Source organism: Microcoleus sp. S13C4 (assembly GCF_036700865.1).
GTDB lineage: Bacteria > Cyanobacteriota > Cyanobacteriia > Cyanobacteriales > Microcoleaceae > Microcoleus.
On sequence record NZ_JAUBPS010000010.1, the window covers coordinates 37,757 to 56,484 of the forward strand.

Here is an 18,728-nt window from a genome sequence, read left to right on the forward strand (position 1 = left end):
AGTGAAGACGATTAATTTTGAGGAAGCGGCCAGACTGGAATAGAATTTGGTGGCAAAGCGTTAGCAAAGGCGGCGCGATCGCGCTGATTTGCACCAAAAATAGTTACAGCTTGATAAGGTAGTTTGTTTTCAGGAAAGTTTGACTTAATCACGACATAGGAGGGGGTTGAACCATCCGCATTGTTACTAATCTGTCCGCCGACATTAGCATTTCCTTGTCCTTGCTGATTGACTCCTTTAAAGCGGTTGTCATAAAGTAAAATCAACGCCTTTCCCCGTATCTCTGGTGTTGTACCATTGCGTGGCCAATTATCAATCCCTTCGGGATGCTGTAATCTCTCGCAAGGTACTAAAAAAATTTGAGCGTTGTTATTCAAAACATCCTGATTGCGATTACCGGGAGTGCCAGGATTTCCGTTCGCAGGAATATCGCGGGAGGGTTGCACTGCAAGGAATGCGTTACGCACAGTGGGAAGAAATCTTGTTGTCCAAGTCGTTACATTGGATGACAAGCGTAATTTCTCTGATTTTAATTCCCAATGACATCCCCGCAGTCCTGGATAAGGGTGATTCCAATGCAGAGGACGTCTTGAACCTCTTCCAATTCCTCCCAAATGTGATGCTAGTTCCAAGACTTTCTGTATCAAAATTAGATGATTCTCTTGCTTTGCTTCCAGGAGAATCATGCCACTGTAAAAATAGGGGCGATCGCGATCGGCTGTTTCCTCTTCTTCCCACTCCACCCCAATCCGAATAGTACCTACTTGGCTGGAAGGTTCGATCGTACCAAATAGTTTAGCTTCCAAAGTTTTACATTGATTTGGAGGATAAATGCCAAGGGCGAGCGCCCGAAACCAATATCGCAACATCCCCCGTACCGCAGTCGGGCGAAATTCTGGTTGTCCCCGACGATCGTCTCTATTAGGTGCAAATGCGCCATACATTCCCGCTGTCCACAACTCGAATGTATAGGGTTTTGTGAATAAATCATTAGTCGATCTTCTTACTATCAACGCTGTTCGCCCATATCCCGAACTTACCCGCGAACCAATACCGGATACTGCGAGCGTTTGTTCCAACCATGCTTTCACTGTTTGTACATCTTCTGGGTTCTTACCTCTACTGGTAAGTGCTAAGCCGATCGCGAATTCCGGCTGTTCCATTGACAGCAAAGCATGGGGTTCCGGTTTGTATTTTATGCAACGATCGCCATCCCAATGCCAATTAGGATTCGCCATATCAACACTCAAACATGGCTTAGTTGGAAAAGCATCCAAAAATTGCACGCAACCAATCCCGTTATCTAGCGTACCTAACAATCGGTCTATTTCAAGTTGTTGGTTGTGTCTTGCCCAAGCCTTTACCGCCCCCTTAATACTGCTTGAAGGGACGTAAGGCACACCATATACTGGATGAAAAACAGGTAAAAGTATCTCTTGAAAGCCACGAACCCCCCCCACTCGCACCCGCCAGGGAAACTTTACAGTCAAAACCTCGTCAGCGATTAATCTAGTTTTTCTTGTCAATTGTTCATAAAGGCGAGCGCAAGTTTCTTCTGCTGCTACAGCGGCTTCTAAAGCTGGCTGATAAAGTTCTCCAAATAAAGTTTGATTGAGAGCTTGCAAAGGACTGACAATTTGATTTATGCGTTGCTGGTTATTGCGATTATTAATCATACTTCTTCAGCCTCCCCTAATACTGCTGGCGCCCAAAATGACCATTCTTTAGCTAGCTGGATTGCTAAGCGATTCAAAGCAGTGTAATTTCTTAAAGGCAGATGAATGAGAGTGCCTTCTTGATTAACATCAAAATCTGCACCGCTAAAAGTTTGAAGTTTGACCAAAAACTTTCGGTAAACTTTGCCTTTATATATGGTATCCTCAGCAGTTCCTGCCTCAAATTTCCTCATATCTCCACTCAGTCGGTGCAATCCCCAAGTTGAGATATAAGCAGTTAACCCTTGGATCAGTCCACTAGCTTTTTTATGGTGTTTATCTCTCAAATTATCTCTTTCTAAGTTAAAAATTTCCAACTCATCCTTGAGATCTGTCAGTGCTGTATAAGCTTCTTGACTAAATTTACGCGGATCTAGATTCATGATTTGCCCTCGTTAGTTATGCTATGTCGATCGATGTTTTAATTGTCTTCAAATCTACCCAACCTCTACCCAAACCTTCTAAACCTCCAAATTGCAGCCTTTTTGTCAGTATTTCTGGGAGTTTTTGGCGAATATTTTTAGTTTTTTCAGCATCTTTAGCTGCTTTCATTCCCCAAGGAAAGAACAACACTGCTTCTGGCGGAATCGCTTCTTCCGAACGGAAGGAACCGCCTTTTACTGTTTTGCTACCTTCTTCCAAAGCTACCCGCACTTCTCTTTGCAATCCAGTTTCTACCAACGCCACGCAATCTTCATTGCTCAAAACTACTAATTTGTTGATTAACTGACCGATAAGTCCATTATTGCCTGTTAATTCTTTCAGTTCCTTGTCAAGAGTATTTTTTTCAAGTTGATTTAGTAGATTTAGATGCTGCTGTCTTAAGAGTGCTGTTTGCAGGTAAAGATTGTTGGTTTGAAAACTAACTAAAGCAGGTTGTTCTTCAGTAATACTTTCTCGGCATTGTTTAATTAAACCAGTCAAAGGAGAATTTGTTAACCAGCGATTCCAGCGATCGAGCCACAGGGGACAAGTAATCCAAACCAGATGGTGACTTAATGAAGCGATGGGGAAAAATAGAAGAGTAGCATCGGCAAACCAAACTTCTCCTTCTGTAGGTTGTTGCCCGCCTGTAATTTTTTGTCCGAAAAAAATTCCGGCTTCGGTTTCGTGACTGCGTTCTAATTCAGAGCGGATTTTTCCCCGCAAAGAAGAAGCAGGTAAATAAGGAAATTCGGTATGAACTTCGCGGGCAATTCCCATGAGGTTGCCTTCGTTGGCACTACCTCCAGTGTGCAAAGCAGTAAGTAGGTGTAAGTAAGTTATGTAAGTATTCATTATCTCGTTCCCCACAGTAGTTTTCCGTAATTTAATTGTTCAAAAGTTTTCAGCCAACTCCCGCCCCCTGATGGTAATAATCTTTCATCTTTTTTAGGCAGTTTCTCATTAAAAATGTAAACCGTCCCTGGTGGCACAAATGCCCGCTGTGGTAGCAAAGCAAATTCAGTATCTCCGTTATTTGAGGAGTTGAGACTTCGCCGCTTAATGCTAGATACTCCCCCCCAAAGTAAAGCCCGATCGCTCGCACATCCACTCAGCAAACCTTGCCAACTTTTCGGATAAACTCCATACACCGCTGTTTCTTTTTCCGCAAGTCCCGGCGTCAGTAAATAAGCAAAATTGCTGGCTTCTGTATTGCTGGCTTCTGTTGGTTCGGTAAAACCCTCTAAAGGCTGCCATTGTTTAAAATCTGGTAATGGCGAAACCAAGGCTCGATGTCCTTCACCTCCCAAGCGCACAACCTCAGTTTTTTCTAATTTGTGGCTCATTCCAGCTACCAGTTTCCAACCCGAATGCAATCGCACCGCTACTTCAGTAAAATATCCTTCGTCTTCTTTAACTTGTCTTTCCCCCGATTTCATCTGAATGTGCGGCATGATTTGAAGGCTCCAAGGATCTGGGTGAAAATACTTCTGTTTTTCATCCTTTGGTGGTTTTAGTGTTTCTCCCTTAAGGTATTGGCTTAATGCTTCAGCAGAAATCCAAGTCTGAGGCCGGCAAATAAATTCATTTTGGTTGAGTGCAGGAGTTACCATCGGTGGCAGTTTATCTTTATCAAAACCTAATTTTTCCATAGCTTCAGGAGTCATCGGCTGAAAGCGTAGGGTTCTGTCCCAATTATCTGTTTCTTCGTCTAAATCGTCTTCTGGTGTTTCTTGCTGATTTTCTGGCTTACTTTTAACCGCTAATAGATCTTTCGGAGTCGGCAACCACATTTGATTTCGTTCGTCCATTAGAAACGGACCAATAAATTTCATATTGCGCTGCTTGTTTTCATCATTTTTAGCAGTTAAAGGAAGCAGCGATCGCAAAGCCTGAAAAACTGTAACAGGCATTGGCGGAAATTGTCCTTTTGCCCAGGAACCTTCCCCCGGCACGAAAGGTTTAGCTTCCCGAAACAGCAGCACATCTAAAGGTTCGATCGCGTACCAATTTATCCAATCGTCCATCAGTTACTCTCCTCTTCCCCATTTATCTTGCTGCACCATCTTGTCTACCCAAAAAGCACTGAATCTCAACAAATTACCCAAATCTTGCGGTTGAATTCCTAAAGTTTTTTGAGCCCCGCTTGTTCTGAGCCAATCTTCTAAACTTAAATCAGGTTTTTGAGGAGCAGGTTTTTGAGAATCTGGTTTTTGAGGTTTTAAACTCTTCACCCATTCTTCCCAAGCTTTCAGCCATTCTAGTAGGGATGCTTCAACATCTTCAGCCAGCGTCTTACTTTTATCTCGACCTTTGATAATTACTCGTGCTGCTTTCTCAAATAATTGACTGCTTTCAGTAACGCAGGCACGCTGCGGCAATTCTTCAGCTAGGCGATAAAGTAGCGGGCTGAGTTCCTCTGTGGGAGAGTTGATAAAACCGTACCAAGACTCTAATAAATCACCTTTCATTACCGCTTCCAAGATATTGCCACCTCCGTAAATTACGCGAAAGCACAAGCCATCTTTACCAGGTAATTTTTTAGCCCTTTCCTTTTCAGCAGTCCAGAGACTTTCTAGCACTGTGGGTAAAGGTACGCTCTTGTGAGCAATTACAATTCCTGCGCTCATGGTTGCCCCTTTACCCATTGTGAAAAGAGGGCGATTTGGCAATCCTTCTATCAGTTGTTTTGGTTGCCAGTATCCTGTTGAATCTCCGTTTTCAGCGAGATGATTAAATTCATTAAATGGGTCTTGACTGCCGCACCAAGCAGCTCGCAGTGACAAGAGATATTCTGGTAAATCGGCTAGCGACAATACTGCCATTACATCATCGCCGCCACTGTAAACAACTTTACCGCAAAATCGCTTTTCTGTGATGTAAGGAACTAACCGATTTGAAAAATCTAATAAAGCGCGGTTTAATCCGACATGAGTAGCTGGTCCCATGCGCTTTTTAGTTTCTTTCAAGCCTTGCAAATGCTCGGTATTTTCTAGGTAATCCTCCACTATATATTTTTCATAATTTTCCAGTTTGCTACCAGATACGTATTTGCCCATGCTATCGCCGTCAGCAAGGACAATTGCCCACCAATCACCCGGACTGCCATCGCCAAAACCGCTGTCTTTATGCGCTCGCTCGACCAATTCTCTGATAGTTTCAAGTTGTTCTCCCTCCAAGCTCATATCTTCAGCCAGCCACTTGCTAGAAAACATAACTCCGTTATAACCCTTGTCACTTTTGACAATTTGTTGCTTGTGCCCAAGAATAACAGCATCAGTTTTTGGTACTTGAAAGGGACGGCGAGTGCGGCGACGAAAATTTTTAAGCTGTTTTGAGTTAAAGATTTTATTGCCATTGGAGTCAACAGCATTCTTTAATTTGAGACGCAAGTTAATCCAATATTTGCGAATTAGTTGAGGGTTGTTGTGGGCAAATTTTGCTGCCGCGATAGAACTTAAATTAGGAAAGCGAATTAAACTCTCATAGTCAATACGATCGCCTCCAGCAGATTCATCTCTATTAATCGTAATTCCCAAAGATTCAGCTACGCCACCGTATCCCCAAGCCATGCGCTTTGTTAATTCAATCGCATTCAGTTTTTCGGAACCGTTAAATACCCCCGGATAAACCTTTGCCATTACTTGCCAAAAAAGTCGCATCGAACCCGCCGATACTCCCCCACCTTCACAAAAGTCATCTCTGTAAAGTAAATTGGGATGCACTGCACTGTATTGACCGGAAAGTGTAGAACGTTCCCCCGGTGCGGCAGGAATTTGCCAAGTGCGCGTGTTTTTGATTGATTGAATTAATCGACCAAGACGTGATTGAACGTTGCCCCACCAAGTACCGACATTAAGAGTCTTGTAAAACGTTTCTTCGGGTGCAGTTGGAGTAGATTGGTTGGAACGAGAAGGTGCGATCGCCTCTTGCGCTTGTTTCCAATCCTTGTTAAATTCCCCGTTTTCTTCTTCTTCAATCATCAGCGATTGACCGTTATCACCTAAAGGAACGGCTGTCCAATAAGCTTCCCAAGAATTATTGATTTGAGCTTCCCAAAGACGATTCCATTCCCAACATCCATGTTGCTGCCATTTTTGGATATTTCGGTCGTCAGCGGGAGTATTGAAACCCAATTCGGCGATTTTATCTCTATTTTCCCCAACTTTCAACCATTGGATCGCTTTTGTTTTTATGTCTTCTCGGACTTTTTGAGCGATATCTTGCCATTCTTTTTTAAGCTGTAGTTCCAGTTCTTCACCTAATTGTTCTGCTGCTGCTTTACCAGGAACTAAGGCGGTAATCGTATTGGGAAAGCCTGCGGTACTCAAACTGGTTGATTGTCGGTTTTGAAAACGAGTAACCGGAGTTCTGTCTGACTGCAATTGTTTGAAAAATTCGGCAAAGTCAGAATATTCTTTGAGAATGAGCGCGTCGATAATTTCCTGACCCCACAACGAAGGCGTAATTACTGCATCCGGGCCGTATTTATCGGCAATGTACCAGCAGACTTTAGCAGCTAAATAGTGCAGCAAGTATGACCCAGCCCAGAAGTCTAAAAACTTGCGCGATGCTTTAATAAATTCTTGGACTGGTGAAAAGGTAAATAACAATAAATACGGATGTTCTTTTTCAGCGGACTCCCCATCGGGAAACATCGCGCCTGTAAAAGCGGAAACTGTTGCTTTGTGGGAGTGAATCGGACAATCTGGGAGAATTTTGTGGGCGGGAACTAATAGAGCATCGGTTTGTTTTTTTGCTAAAATCTCTGGAGAGAAGCGCCAAAACCACCAGAATACTTTTTTAACATCTGATTCTTGGGCGATCGCACCCAAATCGCCGATCGCAGGTAATTGACTGTTAATCCCTGTTTGCGACTGGCCGCTAATCGGGTGTCGGATTTGACAAGTAGCGCTATTTATGATATTACTAGGAAGATTTACGCGATCGGAAGAATCTGCGATCGCCTGCGGTAACGACAAATCCGAAGTATTTATTTGCTCTAATTGCCCTTCCAAACACTGTAACTGTCTGCATATAGACAAACACGTTTCTGGATTTTCCGAGTCGTGTAACAAGGCATAAAGCTTACGGTGGTAGTAGTTCATTTATTGCAATCTCAACCAATAAAGTTAAGGTAACACCTTTGGTTTGTAGCTGAGCCTGTTGTCGTGCGAATGACGAAATATATAGGTTTACAGGTAGATACAATAGAGTTGCGATCGAGCTTAGGGCGAACACAGAGACACCGCCCCAAGCAAGTGTGACAGCAGAATGCTTAAAAACTCTTAATATTTACGTACAGCCTGGATATATGGTGTTCGAGATTAATTTTCAGTTGTCGCAAATCTACTTGCTATTGATACTCATACTTTAAATAACGAAATATGTCAATAGTAAGTAGAATTTTATGGGTGATTTTTGATTAGCAACGACACTACCAAAAAAGTCTGAAACGGTTGCTACCCGCTGCGCGAGCGCTAATTTTTATGAACTTCAAAGGACTATTTTTGAGCGATCGATTTTGTCCCTGGTTTCGCCTGATGCAACTTTCTGTACTTTGTGCATTCTAAATGGCGATCGCTCTTAAGTGAGACAAGCGTGGAATAATAGTGACGAAGGCGTTAAGAGATATGGAAGATTGAGCGAATTTACAGCACTCTTTGACTTAATGGCTTCTGAGTGATGGCAACAAAAGCGATCGCCGCAAGAGTAGTGAGAAATGAGCTATGACAAAACCCAAGAGGTATCCCGACAATTGGCAAGAAATTGCGTTATCGGTGAAAGAAAGTGATCTTTGGCGCTGTGCTAAATGCAACCAACAATGCCTCCGACCGGGTAAGAAAAGTAGCTTAACCAAGTCCGAACGATGTTCCCTAACTTTGACAGTACACCACCGCAACAGAATACCGGAGGACAATCGCCCAGAAAACTTAATAGCCCTTTGTACTGCGTGTCATCTTTCTTACCACAACCGCGGGCAATCCAACGTCTCGCCTGGACAATTATCGCTGTTCCCCGATGATGACATTGATTGGAATATAATGGATGGTTCTCTGGAATCGGCACGAGGCGATTTATCAGAGCGCAATCCGCCTCCATTAGTTTGACAAGCTCGAAGGCGGTGATGCAATCGAGCGAGTATAATAAACTTAACAGAACTCTACTTCCTACCCCACAAAACTTCTAATTAAGCTACTTCCCATTAAAAAATAACTTATGACATACACCCCATCCAAACTACTTAGCTTTGAGGAGTTTATTGCCCTATATGGGGATAATACACGATATGAACTCATTGATGGAGAACTCAGAGACATGGAACCTACTGGTCCTCACGAAGCGGTGGCAGGTAGTATTGCTGGTAGAATTTACGTAGAAATTTTTCGTGGTAATTTCAATTGGTTGGTTCCAAAAAATTGTTTAATAAAACCCCTATACGCTGAGGCCACAGCGCTGCGTCCTGATGTAGTTGTTTTAGATAAAGCAGAACTTAGTAGTGAACCCCTTTGGCAAAAAGAACCAGTGATTTGTAAAGATAGTACAATTAAGCTTGTTGCCGAAGTGGTCAGCACTAATTGGCAAGATGATTATGCAAGAAAAGTGGAAGAATACGCTTTTTTGAAGATTGCAGAATATTGGATTGTGGACTTTCGAGGCTTGGGGGGTTTGCAATTTATCGGCTCTCCCAAGCAACCTACTTTCACCGTCTGCCAGTTGGTTGATGGAGTTTACCAGCAGCAACAATATCGCTTGGGAGAGCCGATTTATTCTTACCTATTTCCCAATTTACAATTGCAACTTGACGACATTATGCCGACTTAAAATTCTCGAATTTATTAAAAACTCACTAAGTAAAATACTAGGTTCTAACTATTGACTAAACTATGAGTGACAGCACCAGCTCAGAAAATCTGGCTAAAGTTAGAGATACCCCAGACAAACCCATCACAGAACCTCGTCTGTACCAGAGTAGACCGATCGCCCCTGTTGCGACACCCCCTCCTATGGTATCCAGCCTCCACGCACAACTGAGAACAGACTTGTGGCAGCAATACCCTTCAGGTGTCGGCTACTTCCAACACCGAGCCAAGGGCAACCCCAACAACATCATCGAGCACTACATCGCCAACCCCGGCGACATCACACTGCTGCCTTTAGAAGAGGCCATGCAAATTATTGACAAGTTTGGGCTGACCGCTGCCAAGTTGCACCTGATTTTTGCTGCTCACATTATGAGACAAGAAGAGCCGTGGGAAAGCTTATTCACTCTCGAAGGCAGTGACTTAATCAAGGAAATGGGCTGGGACAAACGCACAGACTTGCCCGCGTCTAAAAAACTGAATGAACTAGCTAAAACTGCATATGCTCTAGGTTGCCTAGCAATCAAAGCCACATGGGTTGAAGGCAAACACAAAAAAGGTGGAATTAGAGCCAGCGTTGACACCTCGCGAATGTGGAATATTCAAATTCAGTTAACAGGTCAGCAGAATCTGGAGGGCAAAATAGAGCAGCCTGATGAAGTCTACATCACAGTCCAACCGGGGCTCTGGACTCATGCCTTCTTGAACAAAGCAGGTTACTTCGCCAAAGAAGCCTTGTATCAGTTTGGCTATTTAGCCCAGGAGATTCTCAAAATCGATGCCTACCATGATGAACTGGCTTTGCGCTTAGCACTTCATCTGACGATGGAAAGCCGATTTCACACCAGTGGCAGTTACAAAGTGGAAACCCTTCTAAAAGCGCTCCTATCCCAAACGGTAATCGATATAGCCCGGTCTGACCGTAGAAAAGCTTACACGCTGATGAATAGCTGGAATCACACCCTGGAAGTGCTGTTGAAACTCCAGCGAGCGTTTCAAATCGAGTTTGACCAAGAGACCTACCCAGAATGGCTGAGACCCGGTAGCAAGGATCGAAAAAAACGAGGATACTTTGACACGCTATTGGCAGCCAAAATTACCATCCATCCGCCAGCACCTATCCCCCAACTCCTGGCAAGCAAAGCTGAACTCAAACAGGTTCAACCCCGCCTGAAAGAAGCTCCCAAACCTAAACTGACAAGCAATGAGATAAAAGAAGCAAGAACAGCCAAAGGTTGGACTCAAGCACAATTGGCTGGCTGGCTAGGGGTGTCGCAGCGTTATGTATCTATGTTGGAACGTGGGGAGCGAATCCCTGCACCAGAACTAGAATCCCAAATCTGGCATCTGTTAAGCATTTCAGATTGACATATTTAGGACTTACGCACAGCCTCAATATACGGTGTGAAAGTAGGGGCAACCCCCCCTGAAGAGCCTCTATCCTGATGATGCTTAGCCTTAGTCCTAATTTGACATACTCCCCGCTAGTCAAGAGACGGGGATTCTACGCTCAAACAGCGACAGCAAGCAGAGCTTGACTAACATCGCCATCACCTTAGTTTTTTCCCCGGTTCAAGGGCTGTAGCCTCTGTATTCTCGTCCATCAAACTCAGGTGATGACCACTAGCCCTGTCTGGCGTGAGGAACGAGGTTACTAAGTTTCAGCGTTTTGATTGTGAGTCCAAGTTCCGAAAAACAATTTTTTTTGATCGAAGTCTCAAAAACCCGAACGTGAAATAGCGGTTTTATCCTTTTTCTCCGGTTCTGATTTAACACGCCAGACAGGGCTAGGTGATGACCACCCGTGTGTCCAGGACATAACTCTCACCAAAGCGACCCTACAAACCCACCTTTCCCGGCTGGTTTTTTTTTCGGCAAAAGATGCTCCGACTGTTCTGAAACTTGTTCTAAAAAAAATAGGTATTTAAAATCGCTCTCAAGTCCATACCCCATACAAGTTTGAGCGTTAGAACAAAACCTCTAGAATGCCGCGACAAAACCTCTAGAATGCCGCGACAAAACCTCTAGAATGCCGCGACAAGTCATTTTTGAAACTCTTACCACGTAAAGTTTTCAGCTTTTAGAACAACTCTGATCAGTCTTATTAGACTGATTCGCCACCAAATCCCGTATCGGCTGGTCTGGCAGGATTGAAAAAATAGTCGCGCACCCTTTCTCATCTTTTAGCGGGGCGGTCAGTCTCAACACTGCTGGATTTAGGACAACTGCATCGCTACAAAAAAGCGATCGCAAAAGTACAAGACCTTAAAACCGCTTCGCTAAAGTTTGCCGATAGTTCAAGCGACGGCGCTATGAATCGAGTTCCGGCGGAACTACTACCACACCTGGTTGTTGAAGCCAACCCGAAATCCTGTTGAGTGCAGCGAGCGCTGCATTCGCGCTCAATAGCCCGCGGTCAAATTCACAACAACCGCTCTGGCAAACCTTGCGGCTGTCACAGTCGCATGAAGGGACATTTACGCTCATTTTTACCCCGGAACAAAAAATGGTTGCAGATACAACTACCTGGCACAAACCGCCATTCGCCCGACACGCCGCAATTTACGAAGCCCTAGCCGACATACTAGAAGGCGCTACCCCCAGCGCCCTCAAACTCGCCCTCTACCTGTACAGAACCTGCATCGGCGGCAAACCAGAGGAAATCGACATCAATTGCATCCCCTTGGGCGAAAAACGAGCCACAAGAGTCCGAAACGGCAAGCCCTATAGCCCTAACACCAGGCGGGCAGCCCTCAGACAGCTCGAAAAACTCGGCTTGGTCAAAATTCTCAAAAACTACGGGCGTGGCATTTTCCGCATAGCAGTGCAGCACCTGGGCGACGTTCGCCCCTTCACTCACACCAATTCAAAATTCCAAAAACTGAGCAAGCAGTCAAAAAATCGACTGAACCAGCCAAAAATTGAGCAAACAGGGGGTTCAAACCCTGATGGTGCCGTACTCTTTACAGAGGATAAAAAAGGACAGCAAAGCACTGAAAATGTTGCTGCTGTTTTTTTTAATTTTTCTAAAGAGGAAGAAAATTTAACATCACCAGATAAAAAACCACAGCTTGTAACTGAGATCAAATCTAAAAGCACTGAATTAAATAAAAATTCAGAACAAGAACTAAAAACCTTTAGTGAAAATAAATGTTCCCCCCCAACCGCTGAATGTCTGAGAATTAATTCAGATAACAGTCAGGCAGTCGATGTGGCAATGCCTTGCACTCCAGAACAAAGAGGTTTGACCTCTAAACCCCCGCAAAAACTGCTGACAGAACTCAACAGCCTCGACAATCCAACAATCTCTGCCGCCAAATCACCAATACCTACCAATAAAGCTGTTCCGTTAAGTCCTGAAATATCTTCGCCCGTTACTCCCCAAGTTCCTGAAATTGTCGAAGCGGTTGCAATTGCCAACCCCGATGCGACTGAAACTGTCAAAGCCGTTCCAATTACTAATCCTGATGCGACTGAGATTCTCAAAGCTGTTCCAATTGCCAATTCCGAGACAACTGAGATTGTCAAAGCCGTTCCAATTACTAATCCTGATGCAACTGAGATTATCGAAGCGGTTGTAATTGCCAACCCCGATGCGAATGAAATTGTCGAAGCTGTTCCAATTGCCAATTCCGATGCAACTGAAATTGTCGAAGCGGTTGCAATTGCCAATTCCGAGACAACTGAAATTATCGAAGCGGTTGCAATTGCCAATCCCGATGCAACTGAAATTGTCGAAGCCGTTACGCGAGCCACAGGAGGCATGAATTCTGAATTAAAAATTTGTGTCCTCCAGCACAGCTTAAACGAAATCCACGCCGCCATAAACTTGCTGCAAGTCCGAAGCCAAACAAAGCAAATATCCAACCCTTCAGGGTGGGTCGTTGATTGTTTGCGCGGTCGCTGGTGGGAGAAAACTAACGGTTTTCAAAACTCGAACCCAACAAATGTTGTTTCGTCTCCAGCTTCAACAGGCTCTTCTCCAACTCCAAAAAATTCTCCTTCTGCACAGACAACAAGAATAACTGAGGATTATGTTGACCCTCATTATATGCCATTAGAAACTCATCGAACGTTATGCGAACAGTTCCAGCAACTAGGCAAAGAAGCTTTTGCCGCGCTAGGTATTCAGCAGCAAATTTACTTGCAGTGGATGCATCGATTTCCTCAGCAACTCAAACAAATTTTGAACAAATTGTCTACTACTTAGCTATGAGACCTAGCTGTGAAAACACTGATTATTCAATTCCTGTAGACAGTTTCCAATTCTGTAGGCAACTAACTAACAACACAGTTCAAGTAACAACAATCTCAAAGGAGAGTACCAGATATGGGAGTCAGTTTTGTTGACAAAATTATGCCGACTAATATTGATGCAGAGGAAGCAATTTTAGGCGGAATTTTGATCGACCCAATCGCCATTAACCGAGTCGCAAATATTCTGCGTCCCGAAGCGTTAGCAATTACAGTCCACCAACACATTTATCGGGCCGCTTTAGCGCTGCACTCTAAAGAGCAGCCCACAGACTTGATGAACGTCACCACTTTCCTCGACGACCACAACCTGCTGGAAGTAGTAGGAGGTCAAACTAAACTGGTAATGCTGGTAGACCGAACTGTTTCAGCCGTCAACATCGACCAATATGCCTTGCTAGTCGTGGACAAGTTTGTCCGGCGCGAACTCATCAAAATTGGTAATGACCTGGTGCAGCTTGGCTACGAAACTTCCACCGAATTGGATGCCATACTAAATGAAGCCGAGCAAAAGATTTTTGTCCTCAATAAGTACAAAGAAGAGCGACAGAAAGCTATTCGGCCTCTTTCGGAATACTGCCACGAACTTTGGCGATATCTAGATGAAATTGAGGAACAGCGCTTGGAGACTGCTAACTACTGTCCTGGAATCAGCACGGGGTTTTACGACCTCGACGACCTATTGGGAGGGGGATTTTACCGAGGCGAATTGATTGTCATAGGAGGTCGCCCCGGCAGCGGCAAAACAGCTTTGGCTTGCGCGCTTGGGTACAACATTGCTTCCCTCCCCACGAACGGTCGAGTTTTGATGTTTTCGATGGAAATGCCAGGTCGGGACTTGGCAGCGCGACTAATGGCACTTGAGAGTGGGGTGTCGGTGAAAGATATCAGGAAAGTTAACCTAGCTGGTAAGTACGAAGTGCTAGCTTCGGCTTTGGGGAAAGTTAGCGATGCTGATTTTTGGATAGACGAAAGTTTGGAACCGTCTCCCTTGGAGATTCGTTCCAGAGTTAGGGAGTTTGTTTGTGAGCGCGGCCCATTGGGTTTGGTAATTGTTGATTACTTGCAATTGATGGTGAATTCGGCGGATGAAAATGTTGTCAATAAAATTAGCGAAATTACGCGGCAGATGAAGATTTTGGCTCGCGAGGTTGACGCGCCGGTTGTGCTGCTTTCTCAGCTCAATCGGGGGGTAGAGACTCGCACGAACAAGCGTCCAAGTTTATCGGATTTGCGTGGCTCTGGTGGAATTGAACAGGATGCGGATGTTGTGCTTGGAGTTTACAGGGACGATTATTACAATCCTGATTCTCCTGATGGGGGAATCGCTGAAATTATTGGATTGAAAGGGCGCAATAGCGGAACGGGAACGGTTAAGTTGCTGTTTGATGCTGAATGCTGTCGGTTTCGGAATATCTATAAACTGCCGTAATATTAAAGGACAGGAAAATATTGAGCTCTGTCGCCTTACTTCAAAAGTCCAATCGCCTTGACAAGCTGTTCCGGCTGTACCTCCAAATAGCGCTGGAGACTCGACAAATTTTTGTGTCCCGAAATCTCCATAATCACCCGCAGCGGCACCCCCGCATTGCTCAAATTAGTCAGCGCCGTCCGCCGCATCGAATGTGTTGAAGCCCCCTTAATTCTTACCCGCTTGCAAGCTTCTTTAAAAATCACATCCGATGCGGCGCGAGTCAAAGGCTTCGTATTGTCTCGCCCCGGAAACAAAAAACCCACATCTGGATTGTAAGCCTTTAAATACTTAGCCAGCATAGGATGGAGCGGCAGCGTTCGCGTTGCTGATTTCCCCTTTGTCGTCGCTTTTCGCAACGTGACTGACCCCCCAACAATGTCGTGAGTTGTTAAAGCTAACGCCTTTGAAATGCGGCAGGCGCAGTAAAAAGTTACAGCAAACAAAAGCCTGTCCCTTGCTGTCATAAAACCCCGGTCAAACAGTCGGTCAATTTCTGCGGGCGTCAAAATCTTAGCGCGCCCATTCCCAAGAACCTTCACGGCGCAGCCTCTTAGAGTAAATTCCTTCATTATTGGACGAAAGGGAGTTTACGTCAAGTAGGCTAACTGGCTTCTATTCTTTGATGCCCAACCAAATCCGGCTCAATCGCTTTCTGGACAATCGGAGGCGCTTGTTGCAACTCACTTCCCGCTTATTGCTATTCAACTGACTCGAATTCTCGGGAAAGTTGATAACCGGCAAGGTAGCGATCGCGTCGATGAGGTCTCTGAAGGTAACAGGTTTTTGGGCGTTCATAACACCGCGCCACCAAGAAAATTATTAGTAACTAATCTAATTATACTATTGTTTGATTCTACCTGCAACCTTTTTTGCTGGCTGGTTATATTCTGAAGAACAAGTCCTCAATATTCTCCAATAGTTCTTCTACTTCCGGGTGTGGTTCGATTTGGAGACGTTTGTCGATCATCGCACCTCACTGACGAAAGCAACTACACCTTTACTATACAAGTCTGCTGCAACCGGATTTGATATCAACGCGATTGGGCGGGATTTCAAAAAATTGATAACCTAGCCAGAGTTAAAATTGGAAAATAGTCGGTCAAATATAGATTCCAATTGATTGATTTAAGGAAATATCGCGCTGCAATTTCTTGATCAAGAAATTGGCATAAAAACCTATCAAAACAAATCTGTTGCAGTCGATGCACAGTTAAAAACTCATGTCAATCTCAAAAGGAAAGCGAGATTTGATTTCGGCCCTGCCACTAAAACATTTGAATGATATACCACCTTCAATTGAGTTGCCTGCAAGTTTTGCCAAAATTCATCTCCCGCGCTTTGAGTGTGGCGAGATGGTGCGCTGGGCAGATGTTGGTGAAGAAGGTGACTGGGGAATAGTTATTGGCAATTTTTACAACTACGAACCGCGCCGTTGCTGCTGGATGTGGTGCTACGTAATTTGGCTGGCTCCTAATTCCAAGAGTACAGCTTGGTGTCAATTTGACACGGCGTGGGAAGAAGATTTAGAGAGGTATGAGGATGAAAAAGCCGCCTACTTTGACAGATAGAGAACGCAATTTGATTGCAGTTTACAGCCAATGCCAATTGGGAATGACGCCGAAACAGTTTTATGTCAAGTGGGGGGTAAGTTACGAGCAAATTGCCTCCATTTGTTCCCGCTCTGATTCGACAGTACAGGGTTGGTTTAAGCGGGGGAAAAATCGAAGATTTCCTACTGCTGTTGATTTGCGCCATTTGGCAGTAATGGATTTTCTGCTGGAACACTTTGAGGAGATTCCCGACGTACTGGCGAACTTGCTGTGTCCGCATTCCGAAGATAAGAAGGTGCGTTAGAAGAGAATTTGAGCAGTTTAAAGCACAAACCTAATTAATTGTCAAGGTCAGCGTGACCTGTCTTGAAGAATATTCTCTCAACTAGCGTAATGGCAAGCAAGGAAAAAAGAACGCAACCTATTACTGTCGCTGGTGAGGTTAAAATGACTTATTTTGAGAGATTGCATCCGTGGTGCATCATTAAGCTGCTTCCTAATTGTCAGCGTATTGTTGTGGCGCGATTTCGCAGGAGGAGGGATGCAGACGATCATTTTCGGGTTTTGCAGCGGTTTGTCAAAGAATTCACATTTGTGATTGTTTTTGACATCCCACCCAAGCCTACTTTGCCTAAAGAATAACGACGCAGCTCTATGTGAAATCGAATTAATCGATATAGCTGTGTTAGATTAATATATCCGCTTTCGGGCGAATTACCCCAGCTACAGCTCCTACTGATAGCTGGGGTAATTTTTTATCTACTGGGGGCTGTTAACTGGAGTGATAGATGCTCAAAACCGGGTTTGTTAAACTCTACTAACTAGAGCTTGTTATTAGAGTTTTAATTGACGCAAAGGAGCCATCGCATTTTGTATCGATTTCTCTAATTATATGAGTAATAATCCTAAAGTTGATAGCTGTACGCTCCTAGGGCTGGCTGATACCAGTATAGTTGGCGATTGCAACAGAGTCCCCCCTCTAACAACAGCTAAGTCATTTCCGGCAATGCAAGAAGCAAGAACCATTGCTTGAGAAACGCTCTAAGTTAAAAGCTACCCCCTAGCGGGAGAAGTTAAGAGCTCACCACTTCTTACGGTTATGAATGCTAACAACTCTAATATCAACCCCCACAAAACCTTTCCTGAATCAGTAAGCCAGCACTCCCCTCAAATTAAAGAAGTGATTGCAGTAATTTTTCCTTTTCTCGCGGATGCACCTGCTGAAGAACATCCCTTCAAATTAAACGATATCGTAAAAACAGGCAACCAATACGGTATTGTTACTTCTCTCAACAAAACTGAAAAACCTGTGACAATTACTTGGGACGCAAGTCCCGGCGAAGATTCATTTTCTTGGACTTATAACCTCGACGAAATCCGCGCCCTCACAATCTCCCTCGTTCCTCAGTTTATCCCTAAAAAGACTGCTGGAGAACTTCCAACTTGCACAACCATCGTACTGGCTAATTCCGACCAGGTACAATTCAGCAATGCAACTCCTTTCAAAGTAGAATCCCTGACCGAACACCACATTCTCATCTCGGCTCTCGACCAATTGTATCACTTTCCCATCAACCTGTTTCCCGGCTACCCGACAATTTGTACCATAGATATCCCGACACCCCAACAATTAAAAGCCGCCAGCTATTTATCTGTTACCGATATCAGAATCAGAGCTAAAACGCATTTAGCTCTCGAAGTACCAGACAACTTTTTAGAATTCGCTATGCCAATCCACAAACAGCAGTTAAAAGAAAAACTGGCTCGACAATTGAACGAAGAAAATTACCAACTTTTGGACTTTGACATAGCTTGGGAAGAAGCCTGGAAGCAGCAGTTAGAAAACCTAACAAAGAAACAAGGCTTCTACGGATTTAGAGAGGGAGATTGCATTTTACAGCACCGAGAAGGATTTCAACGAATGGGGAGAGTCCAACACTTGAACGTTGAAGAGCCACGTCCATTTCACATCCAGTGGAACAGCGGAGAACTCCTAAGTTACAGCTTGAGAGAACTCAAAGGTTTGGGTATTGCCCGCATCAAACCTATTGTTAAATTATCGCCCAATGTGGCTTATCAAATTAGCGAAGACGGCTCCTACTTTACAGCTTGGATTGGGTTTCGTACTAAAGCACTAGCTAAAGCGTGGCTAATACCTGTCAAAAAGCTAGTCGGCAACTTGAGCAACTTAATTGAGTGCCAAATTTATGAACTGCAACATACAGGTTCTAAATATGAGTATGCTGTAGAATGTCCCCGACATAAAACATTAAATAAGCGTCTTGAAGCTCTGGAAAAAGTTGTTAAACTTGATTTAGAAAGGATGCCATTTAGGAGATGAGTGGGAAGTAGCGAGCACTCCGTAGGGTGTAAACGGTGCTTTTTTGCTGGGACAAAAAACAGAAAAATTTCCTATTTGTCTTAAAAGTTTTATTAACAAGACTTAGGA

16 protein-coding genes are annotated in these 18,728 nt (G+C 44.2%); 9 read left to right on the plus strand and 7 right to left on the minus strand.

Going from position 1 to position 18,728, the window contains the following annotated elements:
- Nucleotides 1-11: 11 nt before the first annotated feature.
- Genes QT996_RS06700 through cas10 form a run of 5 tightly spaced genes read right to left on the minus strand, consistent with a single transcriptional unit; the run spans nucleotide 12 to nucleotide 7,246 of the window.
- Nucleotides 12-1,676 carry an RAMP superfamily CRISPR-associated protein gene (locus tag QT996_RS06700; protein ID WP_333045395.1) on the minus strand — a complete coding sequence of 555 codons (1,665 nt, stop codon included), beginning with the start codon at nucleotides 1,674-1,676 and terminating at the stop codon, nucleotides 12-14.
- Complete coding sequence (locus QT996_RS06705; RefSeq protein WP_333045396.1) at nucleotides 1,673-2,098, minus strand: hypothetical protein; 426 nt, start codon at nucleotides 2,096-2,098, stop codon at nucleotides 1,673-1,675. Before QT996_RS06705 ends, QT996_RS06700 begins: the two co-directional genes overlap by 4 nt.
- A gap of 16 nt (nucleotides 2,099-2,114) precedes the next feature.
- On the minus strand, nucleotides 2,115-2,993 hold the full coding sequence (gene cmr4, locus QT996_RS06710; protein ID WP_333045397.1) for a type III-B CRISPR module RAMP protein Cmr4: 879 nt from the start codon (nucleotides 2,991-2,993) through the stop codon (nucleotides 2,115-2,117).
- On the minus strand, nucleotides 2,993-4,165 hold the full coding sequence (locus tag QT996_RS06715; RefSeq protein ID WP_333045398.1) for a type III-B CRISPR module-associated Cmr3 family protein: 1,173 nt from the start codon (nucleotides 4,163-4,165) through the stop codon (nucleotides 2,993-2,995). Before QT996_RS06715 ends, cmr4 begins: the two co-directional genes overlap by 1 nt.
- A 3-nt stretch (nucleotides 4,166-4,168) precedes the next feature.
- Nucleotides 4,169-7,246 (minus strand): type III-B CRISPR-associated protein Cas10/Cmr2, encoded by a 3,078-nt coding sequence (gene cas10, locus QT996_RS06720; RefSeq protein ID WP_333045399.1) that lies wholly within the window; start codon nucleotides 7,244-7,246, stop codon nucleotides 4,169-4,171.
- A gap of 621 nt (nucleotides 7,247-7,867) precedes the next feature.
- On the opposite strand from cas10, the gene QT996_RS06725 reads away from it, so the two are divergent.
- The 5 genes from QT996_RS06725 to dnaB all read left to right on the plus strand — a co-directional run bounded on the left by QT996_RS06725 (nucleotide 7,868) and on the right by dnaB (nucleotide 14,687).
- Complete coding sequence (locus tag QT996_RS06725) at nucleotides 7,868-8,248, plus strand: HNH endonuclease (protein ID WP_333045400.1); 381 nt, start codon at nucleotides 7,868-7,870, stop codon at nucleotides 8,246-8,248.
- 109 nt (nucleotides 8,249-8,357) lie between these two features.
- Nucleotides 8,358-8,963, plus strand: a complete 606-nt coding sequence (locus QT996_RS06730; RefSeq protein WP_333045401.1) for a Uma2 family endonuclease — start codon at nucleotides 8,358-8,360, stop codon at nucleotides 8,961-8,963.
- A gap of 62 nt (nucleotides 8,964-9,025) precedes the next feature.
- Nucleotides 9,026-10,369: a helix-turn-helix transcriptional regulator gene (locus QT996_RS06735; RefSeq protein ID WP_333045403.1), complete on the plus strand. Its 1,344-nt coding sequence runs from the start codon at nucleotides 9,026-9,028 to the stop codon at nucleotides 10,367-10,369.
- Nucleotides 10,370-11,507: 1,138 nt separating this feature from the next.
- Nucleotides 11,508-13,211, plus strand: coding sequence for a hypothetical protein (locus QT996_RS06740; protein ID WP_333045404.1), 1,704 nt, complete (start codon nucleotides 11,508-11,510; stop codon nucleotides 13,209-13,211).
- Nucleotides 13,212-13,331: 120 nt separating this feature from the next.
- A complete protein-coding gene (gene dnaB, locus QT996_RS06745; protein ID WP_333045405.1) occupies nucleotides 13,332-14,687 on the plus strand; it encodes a replicative DNA helicase in 1,356 nt (451 codons plus the stop codon).
- Between the two features lie 35 nt (nucleotides 14,688-14,722).
- On the opposite strand, the gene QT996_RS06750 is transcribed toward dnaB, so the two are convergent.
- Nucleotides 14,723-15,298: a site-specific integrase gene (locus QT996_RS06750; RefSeq protein WP_333045407.1), complete on the minus strand. Its 576-nt coding sequence runs from the start codon at nucleotides 15,296-15,298 to the stop codon at nucleotides 14,723-14,725.
- A gap of 43 nt (nucleotides 15,299-15,341) precedes the next feature.
- The gene (locus QT996_RS06755; protein WP_333045408.1) at nucleotides 15,342-15,524 is read right to left on the minus strand and encodes a hypothetical protein; all 183 of its coding nucleotides are present in this window, start codon (nucleotides 15,522-15,524) and stop codon (nucleotides 15,342-15,344) included.
- A gap of 425 nt (nucleotides 15,525-15,949) precedes the next feature.
- Here QT996_RS06755 and QT996_RS06760 point away from each other — a divergent pair, with 425 nt between their 5' ends.
- From QT996_RS06760 to QT996_RS06775, 4 genes are all read left to right on the plus strand, one after another.
- Complete coding sequence (locus QT996_RS06760) at nucleotides 15,950-16,297, plus strand: hypothetical protein (RefSeq protein WP_333045409.1); 348 nt, start codon at nucleotides 15,950-15,952, stop codon at nucleotides 16,295-16,297.
- Entirely contained in the window at nucleotides 16,269-16,583 is a 315-nt protein-coding gene (locus QT996_RS06765; RefSeq protein ID WP_333045410.1) for a helix-turn-helix domain-containing protein, read from the plus strand. The genes QT996_RS06760 and QT996_RS06765 overlap by 29 nt, the downstream gene beginning before the upstream one ends.
- Before the next feature lie 143 nt (nucleotides 16,584-16,726).
- Entirely contained in the window at nucleotides 16,727-16,921 is a 195-nt protein-coding gene (locus tag QT996_RS06770; protein WP_041623899.1) for a hypothetical protein, read from the plus strand.
- A 457-nt stretch (nucleotides 16,922-17,378) separates the two neighbouring features.
- Complete coding sequence (locus tag QT996_RS06775) at nucleotides 17,379-18,620, plus strand: hypothetical protein (protein WP_333045412.1); 1,242 nt, start codon at nucleotides 17,379-17,381, stop codon at nucleotides 18,618-18,620.
- Nucleotides 18,621-18,728 lie beyond the last annotated feature (108 nt).